Source organism: Desulfogranum japonicum DSM 18378 (assembly GCF_000429945.1).
In the GTDB taxonomy this organism is placed as follows: Bacteria; Desulfobacterota; Desulfobulbia; order Desulfobulbales; family Desulfobulbaceae; genus Desulfogranum; species Desulfogranum japonicum.
On the sequence record NZ_AUCV01000028.1, the window covers coordinates 61,414 to 87,238 of the forward strand.

Here is a 25,825-nt window from a genome sequence, read left to right on the forward strand (position 1 = left end):
ATCGTCGCGTCAATGGCTCAATACGGCCAGCATGAAACCATTGACGCGACGTGGTTACCATACCGATATCCTGCGCATTTTTGGGATATATATTATTTTCCGAGCCTCTTATCTTCGGGGAAAAATATGCCGCCTGTCAGTTTCTTGCTTTTCTTTCTTTCGCGAACACCGTACATTGCTTCCCGCTACACAGACAGAATAAGACCTTCTCCCAGCACTCCATTGCTGCAAAATCACGGGACGTCCAACCGTTGAACAGGTCTCATTCCGGTTTCATCTCCCTTGCGTCACGGCTACTCCACAAAAACAACCGCAAAAAAATAATTCATATATTGCACCCACAATGAAATCCAGACTTCGCTCCCTGTACCTGGTGGAAATTACCACCTTATTGCAGTTGACAATCCCTATCATTGTTGCCCAGGTTTCCCAGACAGCCATGGGAGTTGTAGACACTATTATGGCCGGATGGGCAGGAAAAAACGATCTCGCAGCAGTGGCTGTGGGGTCAAGTATTTTTTTTCCTTTCTTTCTGTTTCAAATCGGTTTGCTCTCAGCAGTCGTTCCACTGGTGTCACAGGCCAGAGGAAAAGGGGATGAACGGGAAATGCATACTGCCATTCAGCAGGGATGCATCATAGGCCTGTTCTCTGGCGTGCTGCTCATGCTCCTGGTAAACTGCATGGCGCCGGTACTCGAATGGATGCAGGTAAGCCCGGAGATTATCCCCCTTACCAGGCAATATCTTTTTGCAATTTCCTGGGGATTTCCCGTTGCAGGCCTTTTCTTTGCTTTGCGTAACGGCGGAGATGGAGCATCTCTGCCACGTCTTTCCATGATTGCAGGGTTTGTAGGACTGGCTGTTAATATAACGACCAACTACATACTTATTTTCGGCAAACTGGGTTTCCCCCGTCTTGGAGGTGTTGGTTGTGGCTGGGCTTCAGCAATCTCCATACTGGCCATGTGCATAACCATGTATGCTCTTCTGCAACGTCATCCTAGGACAAGCTTTAAAAAATGCGGCATAAAATACGGCAGGCTGTTTAATCGGGGAATACTTACACAGCTTAAACTTGGAATGCCCCTGGGTATTTCACTGTTTATTGAATGTTCTCTCTTTGCTGTTATCGCACTGCTGGTGAGCCGCTTTGGGGCAACAGTGGTTTCTGCACATCAAGTAGCCCTCAATTTCACTTCCCTGCTTTTCATGCTTCCATACAGCCTGTCAAGTGCTCTGGCCGTGCAGGTTGGTTTCACCATCGGCAGAAAAAGATCAGGCAGGTTGCTGCGAACAGTGCAAACCGGTCTTGGCCTGGCATTTTGCGGCGCGTTATGTACAGCAACATGTATTGTTGCAGGCAACCACGCCATTGCAGCTTTATATACTGAAAACACTGCTGTTCGCTCTCTAGCCGCAACACTGCTACTCTATGCAGCTGTATTTCAAATCCCCGATGCCCTCCAGGTCAATTGTGCAGGAGCTCTTCGCGGCTGCAAGGATACCAAAATCCCCATGCTACTGACCATACTCGCCTATTGGTGTGTAGGGCTGCCAGTAGGGTGCAGCCTTGGCCTCAATGGCTTTGGTATTTTTACACCCGGTCCTGAAGGATTCTGGGTTGGGCTCATCTGCGGTCTGTTATGTGCTGCCATTCTGCTGGGAAGACGCCTTGCACTTATCATCAAACAACGGGAACATCTGATACATCTGAATCCGTGATCTGTTTGTGCTATCACGGATTCAGGATTCAACACAAGACTATTACTTAAGGGTCGCGGAAAATAATACATATCCAAAAATTGCGTAGGATATCGGTTTGGCAACGTCGCAGCATCAATGGTTCCATGCTGGCCGTATTGAGCCATTGACACGACGACGTTACCGAGTTGAGAGACAAGCAAGATTGGATAATGTATTTTTTCGTGGTCCTAACCCGAATACAGGTTCAGGTTAATATAATCCCTCCATAACTTCCAGGCACATATCAGCCTTGTTCAGGGTATAGAGGTGAACTCCAGGGGCTCCGTTAGCCAGCAGGTCGCGAACCTGCTGACGGGCATAGTTTACCCCCACCTCATAAACAGCTTTGTTCCCCCCCTTTTCATCAGCCCGCATGACGGCATTAATCAACTGCCCGGGAACCCTCGCATTGCAAAGGTCAAGGATGAAACGAAGGGATGCCAGGTTACGAATGGGAAGCACACCGGGTATAATGGGGATGGTTACCCCCATATCCCGTAATCGCTGCACATAATCGAAATATACACGGTTATCAAAATACAGCTGAGTAATGCCGAAATTGGCCCCGGCCTCCATTTTCTGCTGCATAACCTGCAGATCTCCGGCAATGCTCTCTGATTCTGCATGGGCTTCAGGAAAAGCTGCCACACCTATACCTATCTGGGGGCATTTTTGCCTCACATAGCGTACCAGATCTGAAGCATAGGGATAGGTCGAAAACAATTCCTCATCAGGAGTTGTCATGCCGGCAGGCCGATCTCCACGCAGGGCCAGGACATTATCTATGCCCAGACTCTGCAAGGCATCCAAAAAACCATTGATTTTCTCTGTATCCGCCGCAACGCCCGTCAGGTGCGGCATGACTTCAAAATCGCATTCCCTGATCAGGCGCTCACAAATTTCCAGGGTGTTGTCCTGGGTGGAGCCGCCAGCTCCATACGTTACCGATACAAACAACGGGTTGAGCTGTTTGAGACGCATGGCGGTTTCCAGAAAGGAAGGCCAATCATCCTTTTTTTTGGGTGGAAAGAACTCCAGTGATACAAAGGGCGGTGACATGGATATTTTTTTCTGGATTTGCATCGAATCTCCTGATGACTTCAAATTTTTTTGGCCCCTGAATCCGTGACGGCACCACGCCTGCTGAGTTCAAACAATTACCCGTTACTCCTTGTAAAAAAACACAACGGGTGTGTCAACTCAGTTTTGTATGGCCGTCGGGAAGGCCTTCCGGAAGTGGCACAGCCGTTGTGTTGAGAATATCTTTATATTCCGCAGAATAGTATCAACCTGGTGGCCACATTGCATCTGTTCCACTCCAGAATGCTCAAATATTCAGGGAATGCTACACACGCTGCCTACATCGAAATTCACCCTTTCATTGCAAGGCTTTCATTTGATTTCACATGATATTTTCATTCAATTAATCATTTTTTTTGGGGCACAGAACAACAAAAGTATTTTACAAATTTATCAAAGTTTCTTATATGCAATGCCGATAAGAGTGGTAAAGAAGAGTAAATTACCACGGAAGGTAAGCCTAATGACACCAAAAGAAGCAATAAAAATATTAATGCTCAGCCCCTGCTACTGGCTCTTGGACGTGCGTGCCCGCAAAAAACTCATCAATGAATTTTGCGCAACCTATGATTCTGTAGCCGCAGGCAAACAGGAGAAGAACTTATCCCAGGTAAGAATCCCCGGGTAGTGTTCTGCTGATCTTTTTTTTTCATATTTCAGACCTGTCTTCTGTCCTGACCAGGTGACAAAACTTCTTTCTGCTCTCCCCAAGTCTTTTCCAAATTCCTGATTTGCAGAACATAGCCAGCTTCCGCCCAGAGTTAAGAATATTTACCCAGCCTCACAACACCAGGTCGTTCACTCGATATTCCATATCAGGGTAGCATTACCGCTTGCGTCCTCCCCACAGGGGATCCTGACCGAACCGCTCCATCCACCATTGTTCAGGATCATGGGCATCCATGGGAGCAGCCTTGTTTTTTATCAAGGGAAACCGGTAATCATTGCAATACCGTATCAACAATTCATATGCTGCAGTGAGTTTATACATTTTCTCACGCTGCCCGGTATCCATTTCTTTATTGCCATTATGGTCAGGATGATAGCGTTTACTGAGTTTGTAATACGCCCTTTTTATTTCACCCAACGTGGCGCGTTCACCAAGCTGTAGAACTTTTCCGGCCTGCTCGATGGCCTGCCATTCTTTCTGATTCATACCACTTCCGTACTACTTGTTATATACATGTAATCTGTTTCACAGTTATCTCATTCACTGGTTCCATTTACAACATCAACTATACTACCGGATACTTACAGATGCCACCTGCAATATTTTACCCGTATCCAGGCCTATGCAGTAAATACACAGGGGAAGCATGGAATCAGTTACTTTTCTTTTGCCAGCTTTTTTCAGTACCTTTGAGCAGACGTCCTATATTCTGGTGATGTTTTCCCCAGATAAGTGCTACCACAAAGAAAGCCAGCCAAATTTTCCATCCAGGTTCACCCAGCAACGCCAATGTCATAATAACCGAAGCCGATCCCAGGAGTGAACCCAGGGAAACATAACCTGAGAAAAACACAGCAGCCAGAAAAAGAACCAGAGCAATAAGCACGGCAAGCGGGGAAAGGAAGAAAAAAACGCCTAATGCCGTAGCCACCCCTTTTCCACCCTTCATGCCCAGGTATACAGAAAACATATGGCCGACAACGGTTGCGCCCCCACACAATGCGGTAACCAGATGTGCCTGGGGATGCTCCCCGCAAAACTGTGCCACTGCGAAAACCGGGACAAAGCCTTTGCAGATATCCAGGATCAACGTTATCACGCCAAATTTTTTTCCCAGTAATCTGGCAACATTGGTTGCCCCGATATTACAACTTCCCTGGGTACGTATATCAATGCCACTGCCCCTGGAAACGAGCAGCCCAAAAGGTATGGCGCCAATGAGATAAGATACTGCTATATAAAGGAAGTGAACCGGTTCCATGTAGTATTCTCCAAGAGATAAAGCAGGGAGTTTTATCTAAATTCTCTAAAAACTACCCTTTATTGTGAGTAAAAAGTATTTCCAGCTCACAGGCTGCTGCATAACCAGCAATTTCTTCCTGCAGAACCTGTACATAAGGACAATCCATAACAGCTAAAAGTGTCGAACGCTGCCGAAAAACTGGCAATGAACCGTCATGCTCATGGACGGGTTCAAGAATATACGGAAAAATCTGTGGTCTTCTGCATACCCAGGGCCTCTCCGGATAGATAAGGCACCTGCCGGTTTGCGGCTCTAACTGCGGACAGCTGCTGTTTCGGGGAAGAACCAGGCTCCAGCCGTTTTTCCAATGAATGACAGCAGGAGCCCCACGCTGATAAAAAGGTTGTCCGCCCGTCTGTAGACATGGTTCATCCAAGGCTGCAAATCTTCTGGATTCGGGACTGTCTATGGACTCGACAGGAAACAACGCAGCTTCTCTATCCTTCAAGGGAATTTCAAAAAACAGCTGCTGCATATCCTCGTCAGGCCCGGTACAGCATAATGTACAGTTACAGGGAGCGCAAAGAGCACTGTTCACACGCTCCAGTTCTGCTGCCAGAATATCCTGGCGTACCAACAGACTGGCGGCTGTATGGTGGTCCAGGGCGTTTCCCTCTATATCTGTAACAAGTGCAGGAAGCTCCTGCCCTGTTAAGTAGCCTGATAATCGAGATAAATAGTCACTATAGGGAGCGAGTGTTTTCTGGGGATCACCATAGCTTGCGTATCCCGTTTCAATGGAATCCGGCAGCTGTTCCACGACTTCTGCCGCTGTAAAATCACCGGTGAGCAGAAAAAACTCGACCATGGAGATAAGGGGCAGTACCGGGGTACTCAGTAACCCCAGTCCCTCACTCAACATTGTTTTGTGCACACATTACTCCTTCAGTAAAATTCAAGGCTCCAACACTACACAAAAATGAAAGGGAAGACAAGAATCCCGTGGGATGGCCCTGCAGGAACCTCATTTTCTTTACAGTGTCCTTAAGAATGGTTACATTGGCTCAAAAGGCAAGAACAGCATGCTATATCCCCGCGCCCTTTGCGACCGGGGATATTTTCCTTCATTTACAATCCAGAAAATGGCTATACGAGAAATAATTACCCTGCCTCATCCGGTCCTACGACAACAGGCTGAGGAGATCACTCTTTTTGACGACGATTTAAAAAAGCTGGCCCAGGATATGGGCGAAACCATGTACGCGGCTCCTGGAGTCGGACTGGCTGCCAACCAGATAGGCATAACCAAACGTATCGTGGTCGTTGATATTTCAGAAAACGATGACGAGAAAAAATTCATAACACTGGTCAACCCTGTTATCAGCAACGGAGAGGGCAGCGTGATTGATGAAGAGGGATGCCTGAGCGTTCTGGAATACCAGGCCAAAGTGAAACGCTTTCAAAAAATTCATGTCACAGCGCAAAATATTGATGGCACCCCCATGGAATTCGATGCCGAAGACCGTTTTGCCCGTATCATTCAACATGAGGTGGACCACCTTGACGGTGCTTTGTTTATTGACCATCTCAGTTCACTCAAACGGGCAATGTATAAGAAGAAACTGAAAAAAATCCTGCAACGGGAAGGATGATCCATTGACCGGAAGATTTCTGTTTTCTTTCATCAAAGGGACTTTCTGTATCCTCTGCGCCTGTTACCAGACCGAATTTTTTGGGAACCATCGTTTTTTTCACCCCATCAGCTCTCTTAATGGCCGGATGCAGTCAAGCGATACCGTTTCATGACCGGCTCTCCGGTACAGGATCATATACTCGAGAGAAAACCGGCCAGTTATTGAACTTCACAGGATACAGCTGTTACAATTCTTTCAGTTAGGAAAAACCTTTATCCATTACCTGCCTAAACATTTTCATGACTGCACCTTTACGTATAGTATTCATGGGAACACCGGATTTTGCTGTTCCCTCTTTACAAGCCCTCCTTGACAGTCCAGACGATGTCATTGGCGTTGTCTGCCAGCCTGATCGCAAAAAAGGCCGAGGCAGAAAACTCATGCCACCACCGGTCAAACAGCTTGCCGAAGCTGCCGGGCTGCCAATTTTCCAGCCTGAATCCATCAAAACCGATGAGTTTTTCACTACCATTGAACAACTGAATCCCGATCTCATGGTCGTGGTGGCGTATGGAAAAATTCTGCCTTCCCGCGTGCTCAGATATCCACGACTTGGGACAATCAACGTCCATGGTTCACTTCTGCCGAAATATCGTGGAGCTGCCCCTATCCAATGGGCGGTGATGAATGGTGATCCGGAAACAGGCGTTACCATTATGCAGATGGATGAAGGCATGGACACCGGTGACATCCTCTACCCAGTCAAGCTTCCTGTCACGAGGGAGGATACAGCCGGCACCATGTTTGACAAACTCTCAGAACTCGGCGGTAAAGCTCTGGCAACTGCCATTGAGCAGCTTAAACAGGGCAACCTCACACCTGTTCCCCAGGATGAGGCACAGGCAAGCCACGCCCCCATGCTGAAAAAAGAACAGGGCCACCTGGACTGGTCACTGCAGGCAGAAACGCTGCACTCTCTGATTCGCGGCCTTGATCCCTGGCCATCTGCCTATGGATTTCTGAATGACAAGCGCTTTCGCTTCTTTTCACCTGAAGTAGTCAACAAACAGGCCACAGAACCTCCGGGAACAATTGCCCTGGCAGATTCCAGCGGACTGCTCATCGCAACGGCAACAGATTATCTTCGTATCAGAGAAATTCAGCCAGAAGGCAAAAAACGCATGCCTGTGCAGGATTGCCTCAATGGCCTCAGGATTACCCCTGGCGATCAATTTGTATGAACGTTGACCTCACCCTTAGCGGCCACTGCTCCAGGAGAGGTGTCCCCTCCCAGGACCGTTACTCAAACACTCGGCATACCAGCAGAACATGTGGATTATTCATCACACGCACGGAGGACTCATAGATGGACAGGCTCTTTATGTTTATTGCAACCGGCGGCTATAGCGGTTACCTGCCCAAAGCTCCCGGGACATGGGGGTCGCTGGTAGGTGTCTTTCTTTGGTTTTTTCTCTGCCATCTCCCACTGACCACCTATCTGGTCATTACGGGCATTCTTTTCGTTATAGGGGTTGCCAGTGCCGGTGCAGCTGAAAAAATAGTTGACAGGGGAGACCCGGGCCTGGTTGTGATAGATGAAATCGTTGGCCAACTTATTACCTTGAGTATTGCGCCATTTGGTATTATTCCTGCGTTGGCAGGATTTGTGCTCTTTCGTATATTTGATATAATAAAACCATTCCCGATTAACTGGTTCGATTCCCACATCCATGGTGGGCTCGGCATTATGTTTGATGATGTTATTGCCGGGCTCTATGGTTTACTGATCCTTGCTTTTGGCCTTTGGATACTGGGGTAACTTCAGCCGCTCGATTTTTCGAGGTACTCTATGGCCCGATATATTGATATACACACCCATGCCTTTCCAGACGAAGTAGCCTCCACCGCAATTCCGGCATTGGAAAGGAGCGGTAATGTCAAAGCGTACCTGGATGGCACAATTTCCGATCTGCTGAAATCCATGGATAAAGCAGAAATTCAGGCATCCGCAGTCTGTCTGATAGCCACCAGGCCCCAACAGTACAAGCCGATCCTGGAATGGTGTGAATCAATTCGTACACCACGTATCATCCCTTTTCCTTCCGTACACCCCAAGGACCCTCACGTTCTTGAGCATGTCCAGGAAATCCATACCAAAGGATTCAAGGGAATCAAACTGCATCCCTACTATCAGGATTTTTTCATGGACGACCCCTTCCTGGCTGATTTCTATCAACTGGTGTCGGAATTGGGACTCTTACTGGTCATACATTGTGGCTACGATATTGCCTATCCTCGGATCAGGCGCTCAGACCCCATGAAAATTCTTGATGTTGTGGAACAGTGGCCCAACCTGAGACTCATCACAACCCACCTTGGCGGATGGGATGAGTGGAAAGATGTACGTGACCTGCTTACAGGAAAACCCATTTATATGGAACTCTCCTTTGCCCTGGATTTTCTCGATCAGATACGCCTGCGGGATATCTTGCTCAACCACCCCAAAGAATATCTCCTGTTTGGTTCAGACTCACCTTGGGCAGACCAGGCAACTACCCTGAAAATGCTTGGCAAACTTGGCCTGCCGGACGATCTGTTCCAGGCAATTACCTATGAAAACAGTGCCAGGCTTCTTGAACTCTGCATGCTGCCATAAGAATAGCAACGCTACATTCATCCTGCCTGCAACCATTCCCTTTATCCGAGTATGGATAATCCCGGATCTCAATGACGAGTTTACAGAGAGAAGTCGCTTGCTAAAAACGCCTATCTCTCTGACAATTACCTCACAATAACAAGAAGATACCGCCACACCCCTTGCAATTCAGCCATTCCGTCTTAGTGTATTCAATAAGGGAAACAAAGATATCGCCCTTCAAGTAAGAATAATTGAGGGGGGATCTTTTTCCCGTCCTTACCAAAAATGAACCTGAACAGAATACTGGTAAAGGTTCGCCGACGTATTGCACCTTGTTACCGGTTCGCTTTGCTGCCGGCCCATCCTTTGCCTGAAATGTTTTTCAGAGGTCTGTTCACCGTCGCATACATGGAGGAAGTATCAATGAAAACATTACATATACATGGCAAAGAAATAAGCCTGAGCGATGAAGGATTCCTGATGAATTCGGAAAACTGGGATAAAGATGTAGCAGTAGCCATGGCAAAATATTTTGGCATCAGTGATCTCAATAAAGAACAAATTGATATCATAGAAGCTATGCGTACATATTATCTGAAGAACAAAGTGTTTCCGATTCTGAACCAGGTGTGTAAAACTACACATCAACCCAAAGAATGTGTGACAGACAACTTTGTAAACCCAGAATTAGCCTGGAAAATTGCTGGGTTACCGAAGCAGGACAACATTCATTTTGTGAGCATGGATGGAAAAACCTTCAAAATGGAAACATGTTGTTAATCTGCATTTCGCAAATGAAAACATGTCATAAATCTCAACAGGAGGTGGAAGCATGTACACGGCGCAACAACTCTGCGAGCGAATCTCAAATATTTTCCCTGACCTTGGTTCATGCAATGAAGATATTACTGTAGACTATGATTCCAAAACCGAGACTTGGCTTGTGCACCTTAACGATGGAACACACAGCTTAAGTCACTACCTGGAATTACCAGATGCTGATGCCTGCCTGTCAGGCAAACAATGTGTCTCCCTTGGTCTTGAAATGGCACAAATGAAACATAACATCCACGGCGAGCAGTTTTAATGTATTAAGTGCATACCTCAACGGCGCACAGCACGGTCCAACAGTAGAGGTCTAATCTAAGGGGGTTACGAAATTACTTCATGCCTGAAATGCATCTCATAAATACTCCCCAGCGCATTGCTGGGGATGTACTAGCCCGCATCTCTCATGATTTTTTTGAATACATGCTTAACTAACTCAAATAAAAGCGTTTACTGAACACCCCTGAAAAACAGACTGTTTCTCAGGGAGATTCAAAAAACTCCCCCATGGGGCGAGCAGATTTTACAGTACCTGCTTTGTTACCGAACATTTGCAGTAGTTCACTACAGATGCATGTCCTGTGCCTCGCATCTACTGCAAAATATACTCGTGAGAAATCCGGGCTAGCTCGGATCAGGAACCCAAAAGACACTGATCAGAAGAACCTGCAACTTCATAATACCTGGCTTCAATAAGATTGTTTTCTGGATCCCTGAAATAAACTGAAGTTCCAGTTCCATGCGCTCCCCATCGAAGCACCGGCCCTTCTTCAACAGTAATACCATGTCGTACTAATCGTTCCTGCAATTTCTCCCAATCATCTTTCTCCAGAGCAACACAGAAATGATTAAGATGCCCTTGGCAACCCGTTATATTTTTGTCCTTACTCCACATTCTACGAGGAAAAAGGTCAATTATCGTATCTTTGTTCAATCGAACAGATGGGAATGGCACCTCACCGGCATAATAAGCTGCCAACCGTTCAGGAGAAAATTCCATTACTTCCGTGTAAAAGGTGATCATTGCCTCATCATTTTCCATATTTAATACTATATGGTCCATTCGTGCTTCCATTCCCCCTCCTTTGCAATATTCAAATATATGTATCTATACTGTGGTGTAAAACCAGCAAAATTCCAATAAAAAAAGCACTTACAGCTTCTCGCTGCAAGTGCTTTTCAAAATGAGATCACCCCATATGTCAGACGTCCGACACCAGGATGAGGAATCTTCCTGCCAACGTCTATCAGCTCAAAGCCGTGCGAATACGCTCCATGGCTTTTTCAACATTTTCTCTGGAATTAAAAGCAGAGATGCGGATATAGCCCTGACCGCACTTGCCGAATCCGGCACCTGGAGTGCAAACCACTCCGGCTTTGTTGAGGAGCAGGTCAAAGAAATCCCAGGAATCACGATCTCCCCACACCCAGATATACGGAGAGTTATCGCCGCCCACGTAGGTGAAACCAAGTTCTGTCATGGCTGCACCGATGATCTTGGCATTCTCCAGATAACCGTCGATAAGGGCCTTGCACTGGGCTTTGCCCTCTTCTGAATACACAGCTTCTGCGGCCTTCTGCACAGGGTAGCTGACACCATTGAATTTGGTACAATGCCTTCTATTCCACAAAGCATGCAGACTGTGGGCATTGCCTGCTGCGTCGTACGCGACACATTCCTTCGGCACTACGGTATACGCACAGCGGGTGCCTGTAAAGCCTGCACTTTTGGAATAACTTCTGAACTCAATGGCCACCTCTCTGGCGCCTTCAATCTCATAAATGGAATGTGGCAGGGTCTCATCCCGGATGAATGCTTCATAGGCAGCGTCAAACAGGATCAAGGCCTTATGTGCCCTGGCATAATCCACCCACACTTTGAGCTGCTCCTTCGTGGCTGTGGAGCCTGTGGGGTTGTTGGGAAAACAGAGATAAATCAAATCCACTGATTCGTTTGGCAATTCAGGAACAAAATTGTTTTCCCTGGTAGAATCAAGGTACACGATTCCCTGGTAGCGGCCGTCACTGTATTCTCCGGTACGACCGGCCATTACGTTGGTGTCCAGGTAAACAGGGTACACAGGATCAGGGATCGCTATCCGGCATGCAGTGGAAAAGATTTCCTGAATATTGCCTGTATCGCATTTGGCACCATCGGATACAAAGATCTCATCTGCAGCGACCTCAGCTCCCCTTGCCTGGAAATCATGGTCAGCTATTGCCTTGCGGAGGAACTCATATCCCTGTTCCGGTCCATATCCGTGGAATCCTGAGGTGGTAGCCATTTCATCCACTGCTGCATGAAACGCCTTGATGCAGGCCGCAGGCAGAGGGTTGGTAACATCACCTATACCAAGCTTGATCACATCCTTGTCTGGATTGTTTTCCTGAAAAGCTGCCACTTTTTTGGCAATGTCAGAAAAAAGGTATGATGCCTGCAGTTTCAGATAGTGGTCGTTGATTTGAATCATGAAATAGCCCTGTTAATAATGTTCTTATCCGGAATTTTTATGAGCGAACTGTAATGTTTTGAAAAAACAGAAGATATACGGCTGTAATAATTTACTGCAACCTGAGCACTCCTGTGAATACCTGTTAATATAGCAATGTACAGTTTGCTCATCCGAAAGAGTAACTTTTAAAAATATGCATAAAAACATGCCTCTTTATATGGAGTGCAAAGTATATAGCACAAATGTAAACAAGTAACTCATTTTTCAAAAAATCATGAGAAATACGATTCATTCCTCTCACAGATTAACTTTTACACCTTCACTGAAATCGTAGCCGTCTGTGGAAAGGTCATAATCCATCCGCCCGGCCTCCAGGTTAAAACTCGGTCCTTCAAGTTCTACATGTCCGGGACTGATAGCCATTTTGTTGGCATCGTAATAATGTAGCAGCTGGGTATACATGACTTCCCGGCTAAGCGGTCTGCTTACCACAACATTCTCTATAAGAAGAAGATGACGGTCATTAATAAAATAATGGCCCTTCTCACTGTCTATATGGGTAGGTGGCCTGTTTTTGCCTATATACCTGGCCTTGACCTTTTCCATTTTGATATCACGGTCCGAGTTGCCGGTAAAAGCACGGTCTGCATTAATGGTCCACTCTTTCTTGCCATTGCTTGTCAAGGTAATAGTTACCGTATCCATGATAAAATGCTGTTCGTTGCGGGCCGGCATGACAGCATCCTCTTTGTTAAAATTCCCCCGTGGAGCCAGGAAATCTGAAACAAAAGGTTCCCATAAGGGGCTGGTAACAAAAAGACTTAAAGGGATTAACCAAAGAAGGTTACGTGGCGTTAGTATCACTTGTCAAACCTGGCAAACATAGTGGAATAGGTTCCCTGGGCTTCCATGATGAGATCGCATATCTCGCGAACAGCTCCGTTTCCACCCGATTTTTCACTAATATAGTGAACCTTATTACGAATTTCAACCACTCCGTTTGCCGGAGTAACTGCAAAACCAACTCTGTTCAATAAAGGCAGGTCAACCCAGTCATCTCCCATATATGCTGTCTGCGGTGGCCGTAAACCTGTCTTTTTTAAAATGTCCTCATAGGCGGTGAGCTTGTCAAACTTACCCTGATAAATATGTGCCATTTTCAACTCAACGGCCCTTCGCTCCACGATCTGCGAGGTTCTGGCTGTAATGATCCCAACTTCCACGCCGCTTTCCTGGAGCAGGCGAATCCCCAGACCATCCTGGGTACTGAACCGTTTACACTCATCACCACTGTTTGAATATTGCAGCTGTCCGTCTGTAAGAACTCCATCCACATCCAAAAGCAGTAACTTCACATTTTTGGCTAGGGGTAAAACCGCTTTCCAGGCAGCAGTACGCTCCACGGCTTTGTTTCGCTTCATGGCGCGTTCCCGCAGGGCTTCAGTCAGTTGACAGTCAGAGGGATACTCCCCTCCTTGTCCGCACAGATCACTGGCCACATTCACCTCCCACTGCATTACGGATCTTCAGCAGGTTCCTGAGCATCTCTTCAACCTGATCCAGAGGCAGGGAATTGGGACCATCGCACAAGGCTTTATCAGGATCAGGGTGCACTTCCATAAACAAGCCATCGATACCTACGGCCATGGCAGCCCGGGTCAGAGGTGCTATAAACTCACGCTGCCCTCCAGAAGAACCGCCGGCACCACCGGGAAGCTGTACGGAGTGGGTGGCGTCAAACACCACCGGGCAACCAAGAGAACGCATGACAGGCAGGGAACGCATATCCACCACCAGGTTATTATAGCCAAAGCTGGCGCCACGTTCGGTGAGCAGTATTGTTTCACAACCGCTGCCCCGCAGCTTATTGACCACGTTCTTCATATCCCAGGGGCTGACGAACTGCCCTTTTTTTACGCTCACAACCTTGCCGGTTTCTGCCGCTGCCACCAGTAAATCCGTCTGCCGACATAAAAAGGCTGGAATCTGTATGATATCAAGAACATCGGCTGCCAGTGCCGCATGCTGGGGTTCGTGAATATCGGAAACCACCGGCAGATTACACTCTTCGCGCAATTTCGACAGAATGCGCAGGCCGTTTTTCACGCCGGGCCCTCTGAATGAATCCAGGGAAGTTCTATTTGCCTTATCAAAAGAGGCCTTAAATACATAGCTGATCCCCAAACGTTGGGTGATCGCCTGCATTTCCCTGGCAATTTCCAACGCCATCTCTTTGGACTCAAGCACACAGGGCCCTGCCATCAGCAGCAGAGGCGCACCTGTTCCCACGTGGATGGACTCACCGGGGCCGTCCGGCAAAGAAAAGTTCATCATAACTTGTTTTCTCCTGCAACAGCGTTTCTACCCCGGATTGTCATGCCTTTTTCTGTTCCAGCGCAGCTTTAATAAAAGCGCTGAACAACGGATGGGGGCGCATAGGCTTGGATTGAAATTCCGGATGGAATTGACATCCCAGAAACCATGGATGATCTTTCAGTTCCACAATCTCCACCAATGAGCCGTCAGGGCTGGTTCCGCTAACAAGCATACCGGCTTTCTCCAGACGCTCACGGTAGGCATTATTGAATTCATAACGGTGGCGATGTCGCTCACTGATTTCCGGTACTCCATATGCCAGCATGGCATTGGTTTCCTCCACCAGCACACAGGGATAAGCTCCCAGGCGCAAGGTGCCTCCCATGTCGGAATTCTCATCGCGGGTCTCCATCTTTCCTGTACGGAAATCAAACCATTCGGTCATCAGGTAGATGAGAGGATCAGGAGTAGTCAAATCAAATTCCACAGAATGGGCTTTAGGAATACCTGCAATATTACGAGCAAATTCTACAACAGCCAGTTGCATGCCCAGGCAGATCCCCAGAAACGGTACGTTATTTTCCCTGGCGTATCGGATGGCACGGATCTTTCCTTCCATTCCCCGGCTGCCGAATCCTCCGGGTACCAGTATTCCGTCACACCCGACCAGGCTGTTCAAGTCACACCCGTCTTCCAGGTCATCGGCACTGATATATTCCAGGTTGACTTTGGTGTTGTTATCTATTCCACCATGAACCAGGGCCTCATGCAGGCTCTTGTACGACTCGGTCAAGTCTACATATTTACCTGTTATGCCGATGGTTACCTCATGCTTGGGATGTTTAATCTTGTAGACCAGGTCCTCCCAGGGTTTCATATTCGGAGCCCCGGTCCAGATGCCCAGCTTCTCAAGGATTCGGTCATCAACCCCTTCTTTTCTCAGACTCAGAGGAACCTCATAAATATTTTCCACGTCGATTGCAGAAATAACAGATTCCGGTTCCACATTACAGAACAGGGCAATCTTCTTTTTCATGTCGTCCTGCAAAGGCGCTTCTGTCCGGCACATGAGAATGTCCGGCTGAATGCCTGATGCCAACAGCTCTTTCACCGAGTGTTGGGTGGGCTTGGTTTTCACCTCACCGGCTGTTTTGATATAGGGGACAAGCGTCAGATGGATAAACAGGGAATAATCCTTTGTCAGATCAGCACGTAATTGCCTGATGGCTTCAATGAAGGGCAAGCCTTCAATATCACCGACCGTTCCACCGATCTCGATAATGGCCACATCCGCCATTCCATCAAGTTGCAACACTGCAGCCTTTATTTCATCGGTAATGTGAGGAATAACCTGTACAGTACCACCCAGGTACTCACCACGTCGCTCCTTCATTATGACTGAATAATAAATACGACCAGAGGTGTAGTTATTTACCTGGCCCATGAGCGCATCGGTATATCGTTCATAGTGGCCCATATCCAAATCAGTTTCAGCACCGTCATTGGTTACATATACTTCACCATGCTGAAAAGGATTCATGGTACCAGGGTCAACGTTGATGTATGGGTCCAACTTTTGAAAGGTGACCGTCATTCCACGGGATTCAAGGAGAGAGCCAATGGAGGCAGCGGCAAGACCTTTTCCCAGTGAGGAAAGAACCCCACCTGTGATAAAAATAAATTTGGTCTTCTTACTCAAAGGAGTTTTCATATTGTCACCTAATCATGCTTTGCGGGGAATATATGGGGGCAGCCGGAGGCTGTCGTTATCTCAATTCAGTACCTGTCATAAAATACGACTTCTGTTCACATTTAAGGTATGCAAAAAATATTACGTAAGCATATCCCTCATATTGGGTTTATGCTTATCTCGTGCCTGTCCATAAATATTCTTTTGCCCAATTTTTGCGTTATGCTCAAAACTTTATTCTCAAAATATCAACTATATATCTGAGATAAAATTTATCGCACGCCTTAAATTTGAACAATAATCCTCATTTATGGACACACTATCTACGAAGATAACACTTTGAACATAACTTAAAAATTGAGCAAAAAGACCATTTCAGGACGGACACAATAGTAGGATGGACATCAACTATACACGATACATTCAATCATGACAACACCACCAACCAGGATAAAAATGCAACAAAAAAATGCTCACAAGTTTGACGATATTGCTGATCCTGCTACACTTGCGACCTGATTTCTTCCTGAATCCTTAGCCATGTAAAGTAACTTATCCGCCTTGGCTATAAGGGATTCGGCATCCCCCCCGGCATACTGGCATACCCCTGCACTGATGGTGACTCTGCAACTTTTATGCTCCCACCGCAACCGTTCTATTTTTTTTCGTATATTTTCTGCTCTGACCACGGCACCGTGTTGGGGAGTATTGGGAAGCAGAATTACAAACTCTTCCCCACCGTATCTCCCAGCTATATCCACCTCGCGGATGGAATCCTGCAACAGCCTGGCCACGGTCTTCAGGACATGATCACCAAAGAGGTGGCCGTAGCTATCATTGATGGCCTTAAAAAAATCAATATCCAATAGAATAAGAGACAGAGGATGCCCGTAACGGCCAGACTCCCGCACTTTTTCATCGATAATCTCCAGGGAGGTAGCATGATTAAATAACCCGGTCATACCATCCTTGCGTACAAGTTCCTGAAGTTCATGGTTTGTCTGGTTGAGCTTCTGATTTGCCTCTTCCAGTTCCCTGGTGCGACGCGCGACCAGATCTTCAAGGGTAACGGCCAGACTATGCAGCTCCTGTTGGGAACGAACATGCTCCTCCAATTGCCGTTGCAGCTGCGCAAAATCATCAAACACCGAGTATTGCTTTCCAGACAGGTTTATGTCTTCTTCAACCCGTCGAGTCAATACGCTAATGACTTTTCTGGCAGCTTTGAGCTCCCTCTTCAACTCTTCCACTTCCCCAATCATATTCATGCCTCACCCCAGCATAACCCCCGTTGAAGTATGATTGATATGCAGCCCTTGATACTGCTCACCATAGGAACTGAATCCAAAAAAATGATACTCCTGCATCAACTGATTCATGGGTTGCATTAGATTTTTTTCCTGTATTTCCAGCCTGCGCTGAACACAGTCAAAACCTATAATCAGATGGCAGCTTCCCAGGCTTTCTCTGGCATCCCTGAACACCTGTTCTGTTATTCCAACTATGTCGCCACTTTTACCCAGGGTTAAAACCGTACCCGGGTCCAGGGCACAGGCAAGTTGTAAGGTATTATTCCCCTTGATCTCGAAAATCGAACGAACGAAATACTCCCCGCCTATGCGAATCAATAAAGGGTGCAAAACATATTGATCCCTGCTTTCGAGATCCTTCACAGAACAACCGATGAGGCGAGCGTACTCCTCAACAGCAGGATACCCATTAATTTCACATATTTGTCTAGTGAGCGGATCAGCTTCCGTGATAACCAGTTTGGTTTCAGTTGGTTGAAAATGGTGAACGCGAAAAAGACGAAACGACCTTCTGGTTCTGAACACTGTAAGGGTTGCGATCCCTTTGCTGAAGCGCCCCTGACTGTACACAGCTGTATTCTGATACCAGAGATCATCACCAGTTGATCCCCCTACTATTTTCATGGGGGATAAAGTCCAGGCCAACAAAGAGCTCAGGCGTTCTTCTGCACCACTCAACCCGTCAATAATCAACAGGGCAAACATGGTGCAGGGATCCAGGATTTCCAGCCCAAAGCCTTTCAAAATCTGCCCTCGAAGATTTTTCCCATCATCCAAGGAAAAAGCGTGGAGGTCATGCACTGTATATTGTCGAACCTCTATATCAGGTGACCTGAGAGACAACAGAGCCAGAGAATGTTCGATATAACCCTGTTGTGGTATTATCTCTCCAGCTGTAGTACACCCGATAACCGGGCAGGTAAATGAGCCTCGGAGTTGTTCAGCAACCTGTTCCAGATCACATTTTGGGGAGCAAAACGCAAGGGCGAGCTGGGGTTCGTGTTGCCGATGCTGCTTGAACATGTCCCTGAGTTCTTCGGCAGGGGCATCACAAGCACAGGCACTGGTAAGAACATGATATGGATCACTCATTGATTTTCACGTATTCCACATTTGACTCACATTCCCGCACATAAACATCTCTCGGGCTTGCGCCTTTTAAAAGTAGATACAACCACCTTCTTCAATTTTATGTAGAGAAAAAAACAAAGTCAATCTCTTGTACAAAGTTAAAAAATAATATTTTTTCAGCATGTTACATTCACCACCCAGGTAATATGTAAAAAATACAGTTAACAGGTGAATCCTTCTTTTGGTCATTCCCGGAACCTGCTATACTACTTTATTTGTAACCATCCCTTTTCACACTCCATTCCATTATGCCAGATACAGCTACGACTCTCGCCCGCGAACTGAACCTCAAGCCACAGCAGATCAACTCTGTTCAAAGCCTCCTCAATGAAGGCGCAACCATCCCGTTTATCTCGCGATACCGCAAGGAAGCCACAGGTGGTCTGGACGAAGTGGTCATCACCACTATTCGGGACAGACTGGAACAGCGTGCCGAACTGGAAAAGCGCAGGACAAGTATCCTGGAATCACTGGAGCAGCACGGCCACCTGACCCCGCAACTTAAACAGGAAGTTGAAGCTGCACAGGAGATGACGCTCCTGGAAGATATTTATCTTCCCTATCGCCCTAAAAGACGAACCCGGGCAACCATTGCCCGGGAAAAAGGCCTGGAACCTCTGGCCAGAGAACTCTATCAGGGGAATGCCGTGCGGCTAGATGTGGCACCATTTGTCAACCCCGAAAAGGATATAGCAACAGAAGAAGAGGCTTTAGCTGGCAGCCGTGACATCATGGCGGAATGGATCAGTGAAGATCGCACAATTCGTGATCGGCTTCGAGCCGTTTTTTCATCCAAAGCCATTATCAGCGCCAGGGTTATAGAAAAAAACAAGGAACAGGGAGCCAAATTCCGGGATTATTTTGACTGGTCCGAGCCAATCAGCAAACTGGCCGGTCACAGATACCTGGCCATGCTCAGGGGCGAGCAGGAAAAAATTCTCCGGGTCAGCGTAAAACCCTCTGAAGAGCAGTGCCTGCAGGTATTAAACTCGATTTTCCGACATTTTCAGGGCATGAGCGCCAAACAGATCCGCCTGGCCATGGAAGACAGTTATAAAAGACTGCTGGCACCATCCCTGGAAAACGAGTTGCGGGCAGATTTAAAGCTTAAGGCTGATCAAGAGGCCATCGCAGTCTTTACAGACAATCTCAAGGAGTTGCTCCTTGCATCACCCCTTGGCGCCAAACGGGTTATGGCCCTTGATCCGGGCTTTCGAACCGGAGCCAAATTGGTCTGTCTTGATCGCTACGGGACACTTATTTACAACACCACCATTTTCCCAACCCAGAGTGAAAAACAACAGAAAGAAGCAGCAAAAACCATCCAAACACTCTGTACGACTCACGATATAGAAGCCATATGCATAGGTAATGGGACCGCGGGCCGGGAGACTGAATCCTTTGTCCGTGGCCTGGATCTGCCAGCCTCAATACTTATCACCATGGTTGATGAAAGCGGCGCATCTATCTACAGTGCCTCGGCCATTGCCAGGGAGGAATTTCCAGACCTGGACCTCACTGTGCGGGGAGCCATATCAATAGGTCGCAGACTGCAGGATCCCCTGGCTGAACTGGTCAAGCTTGACCCCAAGGCCATTGGCGTGGGCCAGTACCAGCACGATGTGGACCAGTCCATGTTGAAAAAAGCCCTGGACGAGACCGTCATGCACTGCGTGAACCACGTGGGAGTTGAACTGAACCATGCCAGCGTATCCCTGCTAACCTATGTCTCTGGCCTGGGCCCTGCTCTGGCTGAAAAAATCGTACAATACCGCTGGGAAAACGGCCCTTTTGCATCAAGAAAAGACCTGCTCAAGGTTCCCAGGCTTGGCAAAAAGGCCTTTGAGCAGTGTGCCGGATTTCTCCGTATCCATGGGGCAGAAAATCCGCTTGATAATTGCGCTGTGCATCCGGAACGATACCAGATTGTCCGGCAAATGGCCAAAGACTGCGGCTGTACGGTGAAAGAGCTGATCCAGTTGCCGCAGAAAAGAAAGCAAATCCAACTCCAGAGTTATGTTCAAGGTGATGTGGGCATGCCTACCCTGGAGGATATTATGACTGAACTGGAAAAGCCTGGTCGCGATCCGCGCACCACCTTCACCGCATTTCAATTTGCCGAAGGAGTCAACGCTATTACCGATTTGCAACCAGACATGGTACTGCCGGGTATAGTGACCAATGTGACCAAATTCGGGGCTTTTGTTGATATTGGTGTCCACCAGGATGGCCTTGTCCACATCAGTCAGCTTGCCGATACCTTTGTCAAAGATCCCAACGAATTTGTCAAAGTTCGGCAAAAAGTCCGGGTTCGGGTTCTGGAAGTGGATACTGCCAGAAAACGCATAAGCCTGTCCATGAAAGACATCAAACAGTGACCTTGCAAAAAGAATAACAGCCTGAAGCACAATAAAAAAATGCTTGCCAAGTTGGCGTTAGGATCGCGGAAATAATAAATATCTCCATGTCAACCTGGCAACTGATTTTCCGTAATTACTTCAGTTAACACACGCCGGGAGGGGAAGAATGCATACTCAACAACGCTGGTTACGACACCTGATCGTTTTAGTGCTTCTTTATTGCATTGTGGCCACATTTGCCTTACCTGCCTTTGGAGATGAAAGTCAAACTGCCACGGAGAATAAATCTGCAACGCAAACCGTGTCCACAACTGAACCGGATAAAAAACTCATAGATCTTTCCAATCCTGAAGAAGCGTTAAACCCCGACAAGTATCTGGAACTCCTTGAACTGGGAAAAAACTGGTTACTGGAGCACGGACCGAGCATCATTATCGCCCTCGTTATTCTCATCATCGGGCGCTGGATCGCCATGTGGTTTGCTAAAATCGGCCGCAAAGCCATGACAAGGGGAAACATCGACGAAACCCTGGCACGTTTCCTCAGTAAATTGATCTATTACGCTCTGCTGGCAGCAGTCGTCATAGCTGCAGCGGATCAGGTAGGAATCACCACCACTTCATTTGTAGCCATCTTCGGTGCCGCTGGCCTGGCTGTAGGCCTGGCCCTGAAAGATTCTCTTTCCAACTTTGCCTCCGGTGTCATGCTCATCCTGTTTCGTCCCTTTAAAGTTGGGGATGCAGTCACCGTCGGAGGGGTTACAGGAAAAGTGGACCAGATAGACATTTTCAGTACCATCATTCTGACCCCGGATAACCAACGAGTCATCGTGCCAAACAGCAATATTACCTCTGATGTGATAACCAACATCACCGCTGAACCCACGCGCCGCATAGACCTGGTCATTGGTATCGGGTATGATGATGATTTAAGGGAAGCAAAAAAAATCCTGCAGGAAATTGTCAGTGCTGACAGGAGAATTCTATCTACTCCAGCCCCTCTGATAGGAGTTTCCGAACTTGCTGACTCCAGCGTCAACCTGATCCTGCGGCCATGGGTTGCTACCACCGACTACTGGGATGTACGTCTTGCCCTCATTGAAAACATCAAATTGACCTTTGATGAAAGGGGTATTTCCTTTCCCTATCCACAACAGGATGTGCATATGCACCAGATCACCTGAGCATCAGTATGCATGGAGCAGTGAACCTTTTTCCATGAGTCTTCTGCCTCTCAGGGGCAGACAGTTTATAACTGCAGATTTTCCTCAGGCCCGCTAAGGAAGGTTTCAATACGTTCCTGTCTGTAATCAAAGATACGATCCAGGGTTTTACGAATATAGAGCCTGTGCAGAAGCTTCCCTAAGAACCACACAGGAGGCTGATAGTACACACGGTCAATGAGCAGGACGCCATCCTGCTCTTCCTGTATTTCATGATAATGATACCAGAACCGATACGGCCCCAACCGCTGCTCATCAACAAACGAAATGCCTTCCCGTATATGTTTAATCTCTGTAACCCACGTATGGGTACCGATAAAGGGAATGGTGATGCGATATTCAACGATCAAGCCGTTGTACATGATATCCGGGACATCTGTAACAATGCGAAATCGCAGATCTGGTGGCGTAATCCTGTCCAGGTTTGCAGGGTGCTGCAGGAATGCCCAGGCTCGTTCAACATTTGCAGCGACTCGCTGCTGACGTTCCAGAATGTACATATAGGTTTCTCCCTTCATCAGGTTTCAGGTCTGGGAGTTTGTCGGAGAATTGCTATTTTTCTCAGATTGAGGTATTTTCAGAGAATCAAGCATAGCCATATAGTTGATGTTGCGAGCATTGATTTTCTGAAAATAACACAAATATGGGGAAAAAGAGCTTTCGCCGACAGACTCCTAGATTGCCCATTGCCCAAGATGTCAGTGTATATTGAACCGGGATACATGCTTTTATTGAGAAAATATCTGTTTCAATAACAACGTTACCCCAGTTATCCTTATCGTATGTATGGTTTTCTCCTCAATCAACCTCTTCAAGACAGAATGCAACACTGTTTCTCCCCTTGCTTGCCGCCCGTCCAGCCAGACGTATGACTCGGCGCAAAGTTTCCAATTGAACTCTGCCAGAGTTTTGAGTATCTCCTTACAGGAGAACTATCCCCTGCACGCCTGAAAGGTGACAATATATCCCGAAGCAACTACTCATAGGGGAAATGGATTAACTTGAAACTCATCTGTAGTTGTAACTGTTTACAGGACGACAGAGATGTTGGCCATCAGGCTGGCGCAGCGTATTGGATCATACGTAAACCAGGCTGATCACGGAAAGATCAGGTGCACTGTAAGCAGTTACATCCCGAAAACAGTAACAGCGAGCCATCAATCATGGACACAACAATGTACAGAAATCTGGGCATGGAACTGGTCAGAGTAACCGAAGCTGCAGCCCTTTCTGCTGCAGCGTATATGGGCACAGGAGATAAAAACGGGGGAGATGGTGCGGCTGTGGATGCCATGCGCAGTGTCCTGCGCTCCGTTGAAATGCAGGGAATCGTGGTCATTGGAGAAGGTGAAAAAGACGAAGCTCCGATGCTGTATAACGGTGAGATTGTGGGTAGTGGCCAGGGACCTGAACTGGACATAGCCGTTGATCCCGTGGAAGGCACCACCTTGCTGGCCAATGGACGCCCCAACTCTATTTCAGTTATAGCTGCAGCTCCCAGAGGTTCCATGTGGGATCCGGGTCCTTCTCTGTACATGAAAAAAATCGTGGTAGAAAAAAATGCCCGCCAGGCCATAGACATTCGACAATCAGCCACAGAAAATCTCCATCATATTGCGAAAGCCCTGAACAGACCGATAAGTGATCTTACTGTCTTCATCCTGGATAAACCTCGCCACAAGGAACTTATCAGCGAAATCCGCAGTGCCGGTGCCCGTATCACGCTTCATACCGATGGTGACGTCATGGGTGGCCTGATGGCTGCTGTCCCAGGGACAGGAGTAGATGTACTCATGGGGACAGGCGGTACACCGGAAGGTGTGATTACTGCGGCTGCTGTCAAAGCCCTTGGGGGCGGTATGCAAACCATGATCGACCCCATGCTGGAAAGTGAAAAACAAGCGCTGCTGAAACAGCGACCTGAGGCTTTTGACCTGGTCCTTGGTCTGGACACCCTTATCCAGTCAAAAGATGCCTTTTTTGCGGCCACAGGGATTACCGGCGGTACTTTTCTTGAGCAGGTTCACCTTGACCGAGCCGGTGGAGTAACTACCCACAGCATAGTGATACGTGCTATCTCCGGATCAATCCGCTATGTCAAAGGCATCCATCAACTTAATCCCGAGCATGTCTTTGGCCCCGGACCGGCATAGTGGAACACAGGCTTATTTCGATGAACAGGAATAATGTTAAACGAGCAATGTTTTAGGTAGCCCCCCAAAAATTTTCCGAGTGACAAATAATCAGCTATCTTTTACGAGATACCAAATTAAGTTGAAAGCCTACTCTCGTTTTTTTCAGGCAGGATATGATGTGGCAACCATCAAAGCCGGGTTTAGATGTTATCGACAATCAGGTAACTGAACAATTATGACATATATATATGAAAAAAAATGAAAACAGTAATGAATTGATAAAATTTGGACAGGCAAGATTAAATTATTTTATGAACAGGTATGCAGACAAAATATTACTACTCATGCTCATAGCCATAGAGACACAAAAAATATACCATCATGATTTCTTTTGTGAGGGAAATTATTTAGGGATCACTTTTATTCTGTTAATCGTTGCCATGATTAAGAAAATTAAGCATAATTTATCGTATAGGTTATCTTTTGATTTTGACGAAAAAATATTAACTGCAAAAATTTACGACAAAATAGTTTTAAAAGTAAATTTTAATGAAATACATAAAGTTGACGAGGTAAATTCATTCTATACAAAAATAATATGTAAAGGATCAACAATAATATATTATAATGGTCCTTATGTGAAGGAGTGGCGGGAAACTATACAAAGCATTGGCTGTCAATATATACCAGACCTAAATTTTCATAGAACCTAACGCTAAAAAGACATTGTCCTAGTTGCGAATCATATTATGAATTAATCTTACTACTTTTAATCTTAACCATTTCGAATTCTACTTGAATTTAATATCTATCCTATATAGCTAAGTTGCTCACAAAGATATATAGCTGAAATTCAGCGCATTGTTCTTCTGTTTGTACTAATAAATAGGAATTATAGTTTTGAACAATATGTAATATTTGAAAGATTTATAGGTTCCTCGCCGTTTCCTGTGGGTAATACTTGCTTAGCCACCGCCGTTCATGGTACCCAGTTTTCATTATGAGAGATATAGAACTTTTCCAAATGGCCCTTGGTTTAACCCCGCCTTGGCAGGTGTCCTCCTCTGAGCTCGACCTGGATAAGAAACGGGTGGATATTTATATCAGCTTTCAACGAGGAAGCACGTTTACCTGCCCTAAATGCGGTGAACAACACGACCTGAAAGCTTATGACACCAAGAAGTTTACCTGGCGTCATCTGAATTTTTTTCAGCATGAAGCATATTTAACAGCAAAGGTTCCGCGTGTTAAATGCCCTCAGTGCGGATTGCACAGGGCGCACGTTCCCTGGGCGCGTCCAGGGAGTGAATTCACCTTGCTGTTTGAAGCGATGATCATGACGCTTGCCAAGGCCATGCCTGTGAAAACGAT

26 protein-coding genes are annotated in these 25,825 nt (G+C 46.9%); 13 read left to right on the top strand and 13 right to left on the bottom strand.

The window, feature by feature from the left end:
* The first annotated feature begins 343 nt into the window (after positions 1–343).
* On the top strand, positions 344–1,723 hold the full coding sequence (locus G493_RS0113385; RefSeq protein WP_028580812.1) for an MATE family efflux transporter: 1,380 nt from the start codon (positions 344–346) through the stop codon (positions 1,721–1,723).
* A gap of 231 nt (positions 1,724–1,954) precedes the next feature.
* Here G493_RS0113385 and G493_RS0113390 read toward each other — a convergent pair whose 3' ends face one another.
* The gene (locus G493_RS0113390) at positions 1,955–2,827 is read right to left on the bottom strand and encodes a methylenetetrahydrofolate reductase (protein WP_028580813.1); all 873 of its coding nucleotides are present in this window, start codon (positions 2,825–2,827) and stop codon (positions 1,955–1,957) included.
* A 460-nt stretch (positions 2,828–3,287) separates the two neighbouring features.
* Here G493_RS0113390 and G493_RS33835 point away from each other — a divergent pair, with 460 nt between their 5' ends.
* Positions 3,288–3,452 (top strand): hypothetical protein, encoded by a 165-nt coding sequence (locus tag G493_RS33835; protein ID WP_153306515.1) that lies wholly within the window; start codon positions 3,288–3,290, stop codon positions 3,450–3,452.
* 198 nt (positions 3,453–3,650) lie between these two features.
* On the opposite strand, the gene G493_RS0113400 is transcribed toward G493_RS33835, so the two are convergent.
* From G493_RS0113400 to G493_RS0113410, 3 genes are all read right to left on the bottom strand, one after another.
* The gene (locus G493_RS0113400; protein WP_028580815.1) at positions 3,651–3,980 is read right to left on the bottom strand and encodes a J domain-containing protein; all 330 of its coding nucleotides are present in this window, start codon (positions 3,978–3,980) and stop codon (positions 3,651–3,653) included.
* Positions 3,981–4,146: 166 nt separating this feature from the next.
* Positions 4,147–4,755, bottom strand: a complete 609-nt coding sequence (gene plsY, locus G493_RS0113405) for a glycerol-3-phosphate 1-O-acyltransferase PlsY (protein ID WP_028580816.1) — start codon at positions 4,753–4,755, stop codon at positions 4,147–4,149.
* A gap of 52 nt (positions 4,756–4,807) precedes the next feature.
* A complete protein-coding gene (locus G493_RS0113410) occupies positions 4,808–5,671 on the bottom strand; it encodes a YkgJ family cysteine cluster protein (protein WP_028580817.1) in 864 nt (287 codons plus the stop codon).
* 148 nt (positions 5,672–5,819) lie between these two features.
* Here G493_RS0113410 and def point away from each other — a divergent pair, with 148 nt between their 5' ends.
* The 6 genes from def (at position 5,820) to G493_RS0113440 (ending at position 10,096) form a co-directional block, all read left to right on the top strand.
* Positions 5,820–6,389, top strand: coding sequence for a peptide deformylase (def, locus tag G493_RS0113415; RefSeq protein WP_332308214.1), 570 nt, complete (start codon positions 5,820–5,822; stop codon positions 6,387–6,389).
* Positions 6,390–6,670: 281 nt separating this feature from the next.
* Positions 6,671–7,612, top strand: a complete 942-nt coding sequence (gene fmt / locus G493_RS0113420) for a methionyl-tRNA formyltransferase (protein ID WP_028580819.1) — start codon at positions 6,671–6,673, stop codon at positions 7,610–7,612.
* 125 nt (positions 7,613–7,737) lie between these two features.
* The gene (locus G493_RS0113425; protein WP_028580820.1) at positions 7,738–8,190 is read left to right on the top strand and encodes a phosphatidylglycerophosphatase A family protein; all 453 of its coding nucleotides are present in this window, start codon (positions 7,738–7,740) and stop codon (positions 8,188–8,190) included.
* A gap of 30 nt (positions 8,191–8,220) precedes the next feature.
* Positions 8,221–9,027, top strand: a complete 807-nt coding sequence (locus G493_RS0113430; RefSeq protein ID WP_028580821.1) for an amidohydrolase family protein — start codon at positions 8,221–8,223, stop codon at positions 9,025–9,027.
* Between the two features lie 405 nt (positions 9,028–9,432).
* Positions 9,433–9,789, top strand: a complete 357-nt coding sequence (locus G493_RS0113435) for a TusE/DsrC/DsvC family sulfur relay protein (protein WP_028580822.1) — start codon at positions 9,433–9,435, stop codon at positions 9,787–9,789.
* Between the two features lie 52 nt (positions 9,790–9,841).
* The gene (locus G493_RS0113440) at positions 9,842–10,096 is read left to right on the top strand and encodes a hypothetical protein (protein WP_028580823.1); all 255 of its coding nucleotides are present in this window, start codon (positions 9,842–9,844) and stop codon (positions 10,094–10,096) included.
* 375 nt (positions 10,097–10,471) lie between these two features.
* Here the strand turns inward: G493_RS0113440 and G493_RS0113445 are convergent, their stop codons facing one another.
* The 8 genes from G493_RS0113445 to G493_RS0113480 all read right to left on the bottom strand — a co-directional run bounded on the left by G493_RS0113445 (position 10,472) and on the right by G493_RS0113480 (position 18,698).
* Positions 10,472–10,912 (bottom strand): VOC family protein, encoded by a 441-nt coding sequence (locus G493_RS0113445; protein WP_028580824.1) that lies wholly within the window; start codon positions 10,910–10,912, stop codon positions 10,472–10,474.
* A gap of 172 nt (positions 10,913–11,084) precedes the next feature.
* Positions 11,085–12,308, bottom strand: coding sequence for an LL-diaminopimelate aminotransferase (locus tag G493_RS0113450; protein ID WP_028580825.1), 1,224 nt, complete (start codon positions 12,306–12,308; stop codon positions 11,085–11,087).
* Positions 12,309–12,587: 279 nt separating this feature from the next.
* Complete coding sequence (gene lptC, locus G493_RS0113455; RefSeq protein ID WP_028580826.1) at positions 12,588–13,025, bottom strand: LPS export ABC transporter periplasmic protein LptC; 438 nt, start codon at positions 13,023–13,025, stop codon at positions 12,588–12,590.
* 125 nt (positions 13,026–13,150) lie between these two features.
* Positions 13,151–13,789, bottom strand: coding sequence for a KdsC family phosphatase (locus G493_RS29195; RefSeq protein WP_028580827.1), 639 nt, complete (start codon positions 13,787–13,789; stop codon positions 13,151–13,153).
* On the bottom strand, positions 13,779–14,624 hold the full coding sequence (gene kdsA, locus G493_RS0113465; protein ID WP_051309290.1) for a 3-deoxy-8-phosphooctulonate synthase: 846 nt from the start codon (positions 14,622–14,624) through the stop codon (positions 13,779–13,781). Before kdsA ends, G493_RS29195 begins: the two co-directional genes overlap by 11 nt.
* Before the next feature lie 40 nt (positions 14,625–14,664).
* Positions 14,665–16,317, bottom strand: coding sequence for a CTP synthase (locus G493_RS0113470; protein WP_028580829.1), 1,653 nt, complete (start codon positions 16,315–16,317; stop codon positions 14,665–14,667).
* A gap of 452 nt (positions 16,318–16,769) precedes the next feature.
* Complete coding sequence (locus tag G493_RS29200; protein ID WP_084813574.1) at positions 16,770–17,564, bottom strand: GGDEF domain-containing protein; 795 nt, start codon at positions 17,562–17,564, stop codon at positions 16,770–16,772.
* Positions 17,565–17,567: 3 nt separating this feature from the next.
* Positions 17,568–18,698 (bottom strand): FIST N-terminal domain-containing protein, encoded by a 1,131-nt coding sequence (locus tag G493_RS0113480; protein ID WP_028580830.1) that lies wholly within the window; start codon positions 18,696–18,698, stop codon positions 17,568–17,570.
* Positions 18,699–18,985: 287 nt separating this feature from the next.
* Between G493_RS0113480 and G493_RS29205 the strand changes: the two genes are divergently transcribed.
* Both G493_RS29205 and G493_RS0113495 read left to right on the top strand, forming a co-directional pair.
* Positions 18,986–21,115 carry a Tex family protein gene (locus tag G493_RS29205; protein ID WP_035274450.1) on the top strand — a complete coding sequence of 710 codons (2,130 nt, stop codon included), beginning with the start codon at positions 18,986–18,988 and terminating at the stop codon, positions 21,113–21,115.
* 148 nt (positions 21,116–21,263) lie between these two features.
* On the top strand, positions 21,264–22,280 hold the full coding sequence (locus tag G493_RS0113495) for a mechanosensitive ion channel family protein (RefSeq protein WP_084813575.1): 1,017 nt from the start codon (positions 21,264–21,266) through the stop codon (positions 22,278–22,280).
* A gap of 65 nt (positions 22,281–22,345) precedes the next feature.
* On the opposite strand, the gene G493_RS29210 is transcribed toward G493_RS0113495, so the two are convergent.
* Positions 22,346–22,819: an SRPBCC family protein gene (locus tag G493_RS29210; protein WP_035274452.1), complete on the bottom strand. Its 474-nt coding sequence runs from the start codon at positions 22,817–22,819 to the stop codon at positions 22,346–22,348.
* Positions 22,820–23,494: 675 nt separating this feature from the next.
* Here G493_RS29210 and glpX point away from each other — a divergent pair.
* The 3 genes from glpX to G493_RS0113515 all read left to right on the top strand — a co-directional run.
* Positions 23,495–24,472: a class II fructose-bisphosphatase gene (glpX, locus tag G493_RS0113505; protein WP_205623680.1), complete on the top strand. Its 978-nt coding sequence runs from the start codon at positions 23,495–23,497 to the stop codon at positions 24,470–24,472.
* 230 nt (positions 24,473–24,702) lie between these two features.
* Positions 24,703–25,167 carry a hypothetical protein gene (locus G493_RS0113510; RefSeq protein WP_028580833.1) on the top strand — a complete coding sequence of 155 codons (465 nt, stop codon included), beginning with the start codon at positions 24,703–24,705 and terminating at the stop codon, positions 25,165–25,167.
* A 287-nt stretch (positions 25,168–25,454) separates the two neighbouring features.
* A partial coding sequence (locus G493_RS0113515; RefSeq protein ID WP_161629827.1) for a transposase family protein occupies positions 25,455–25,825 on the top strand: 371 nt, incomplete at its 3' end.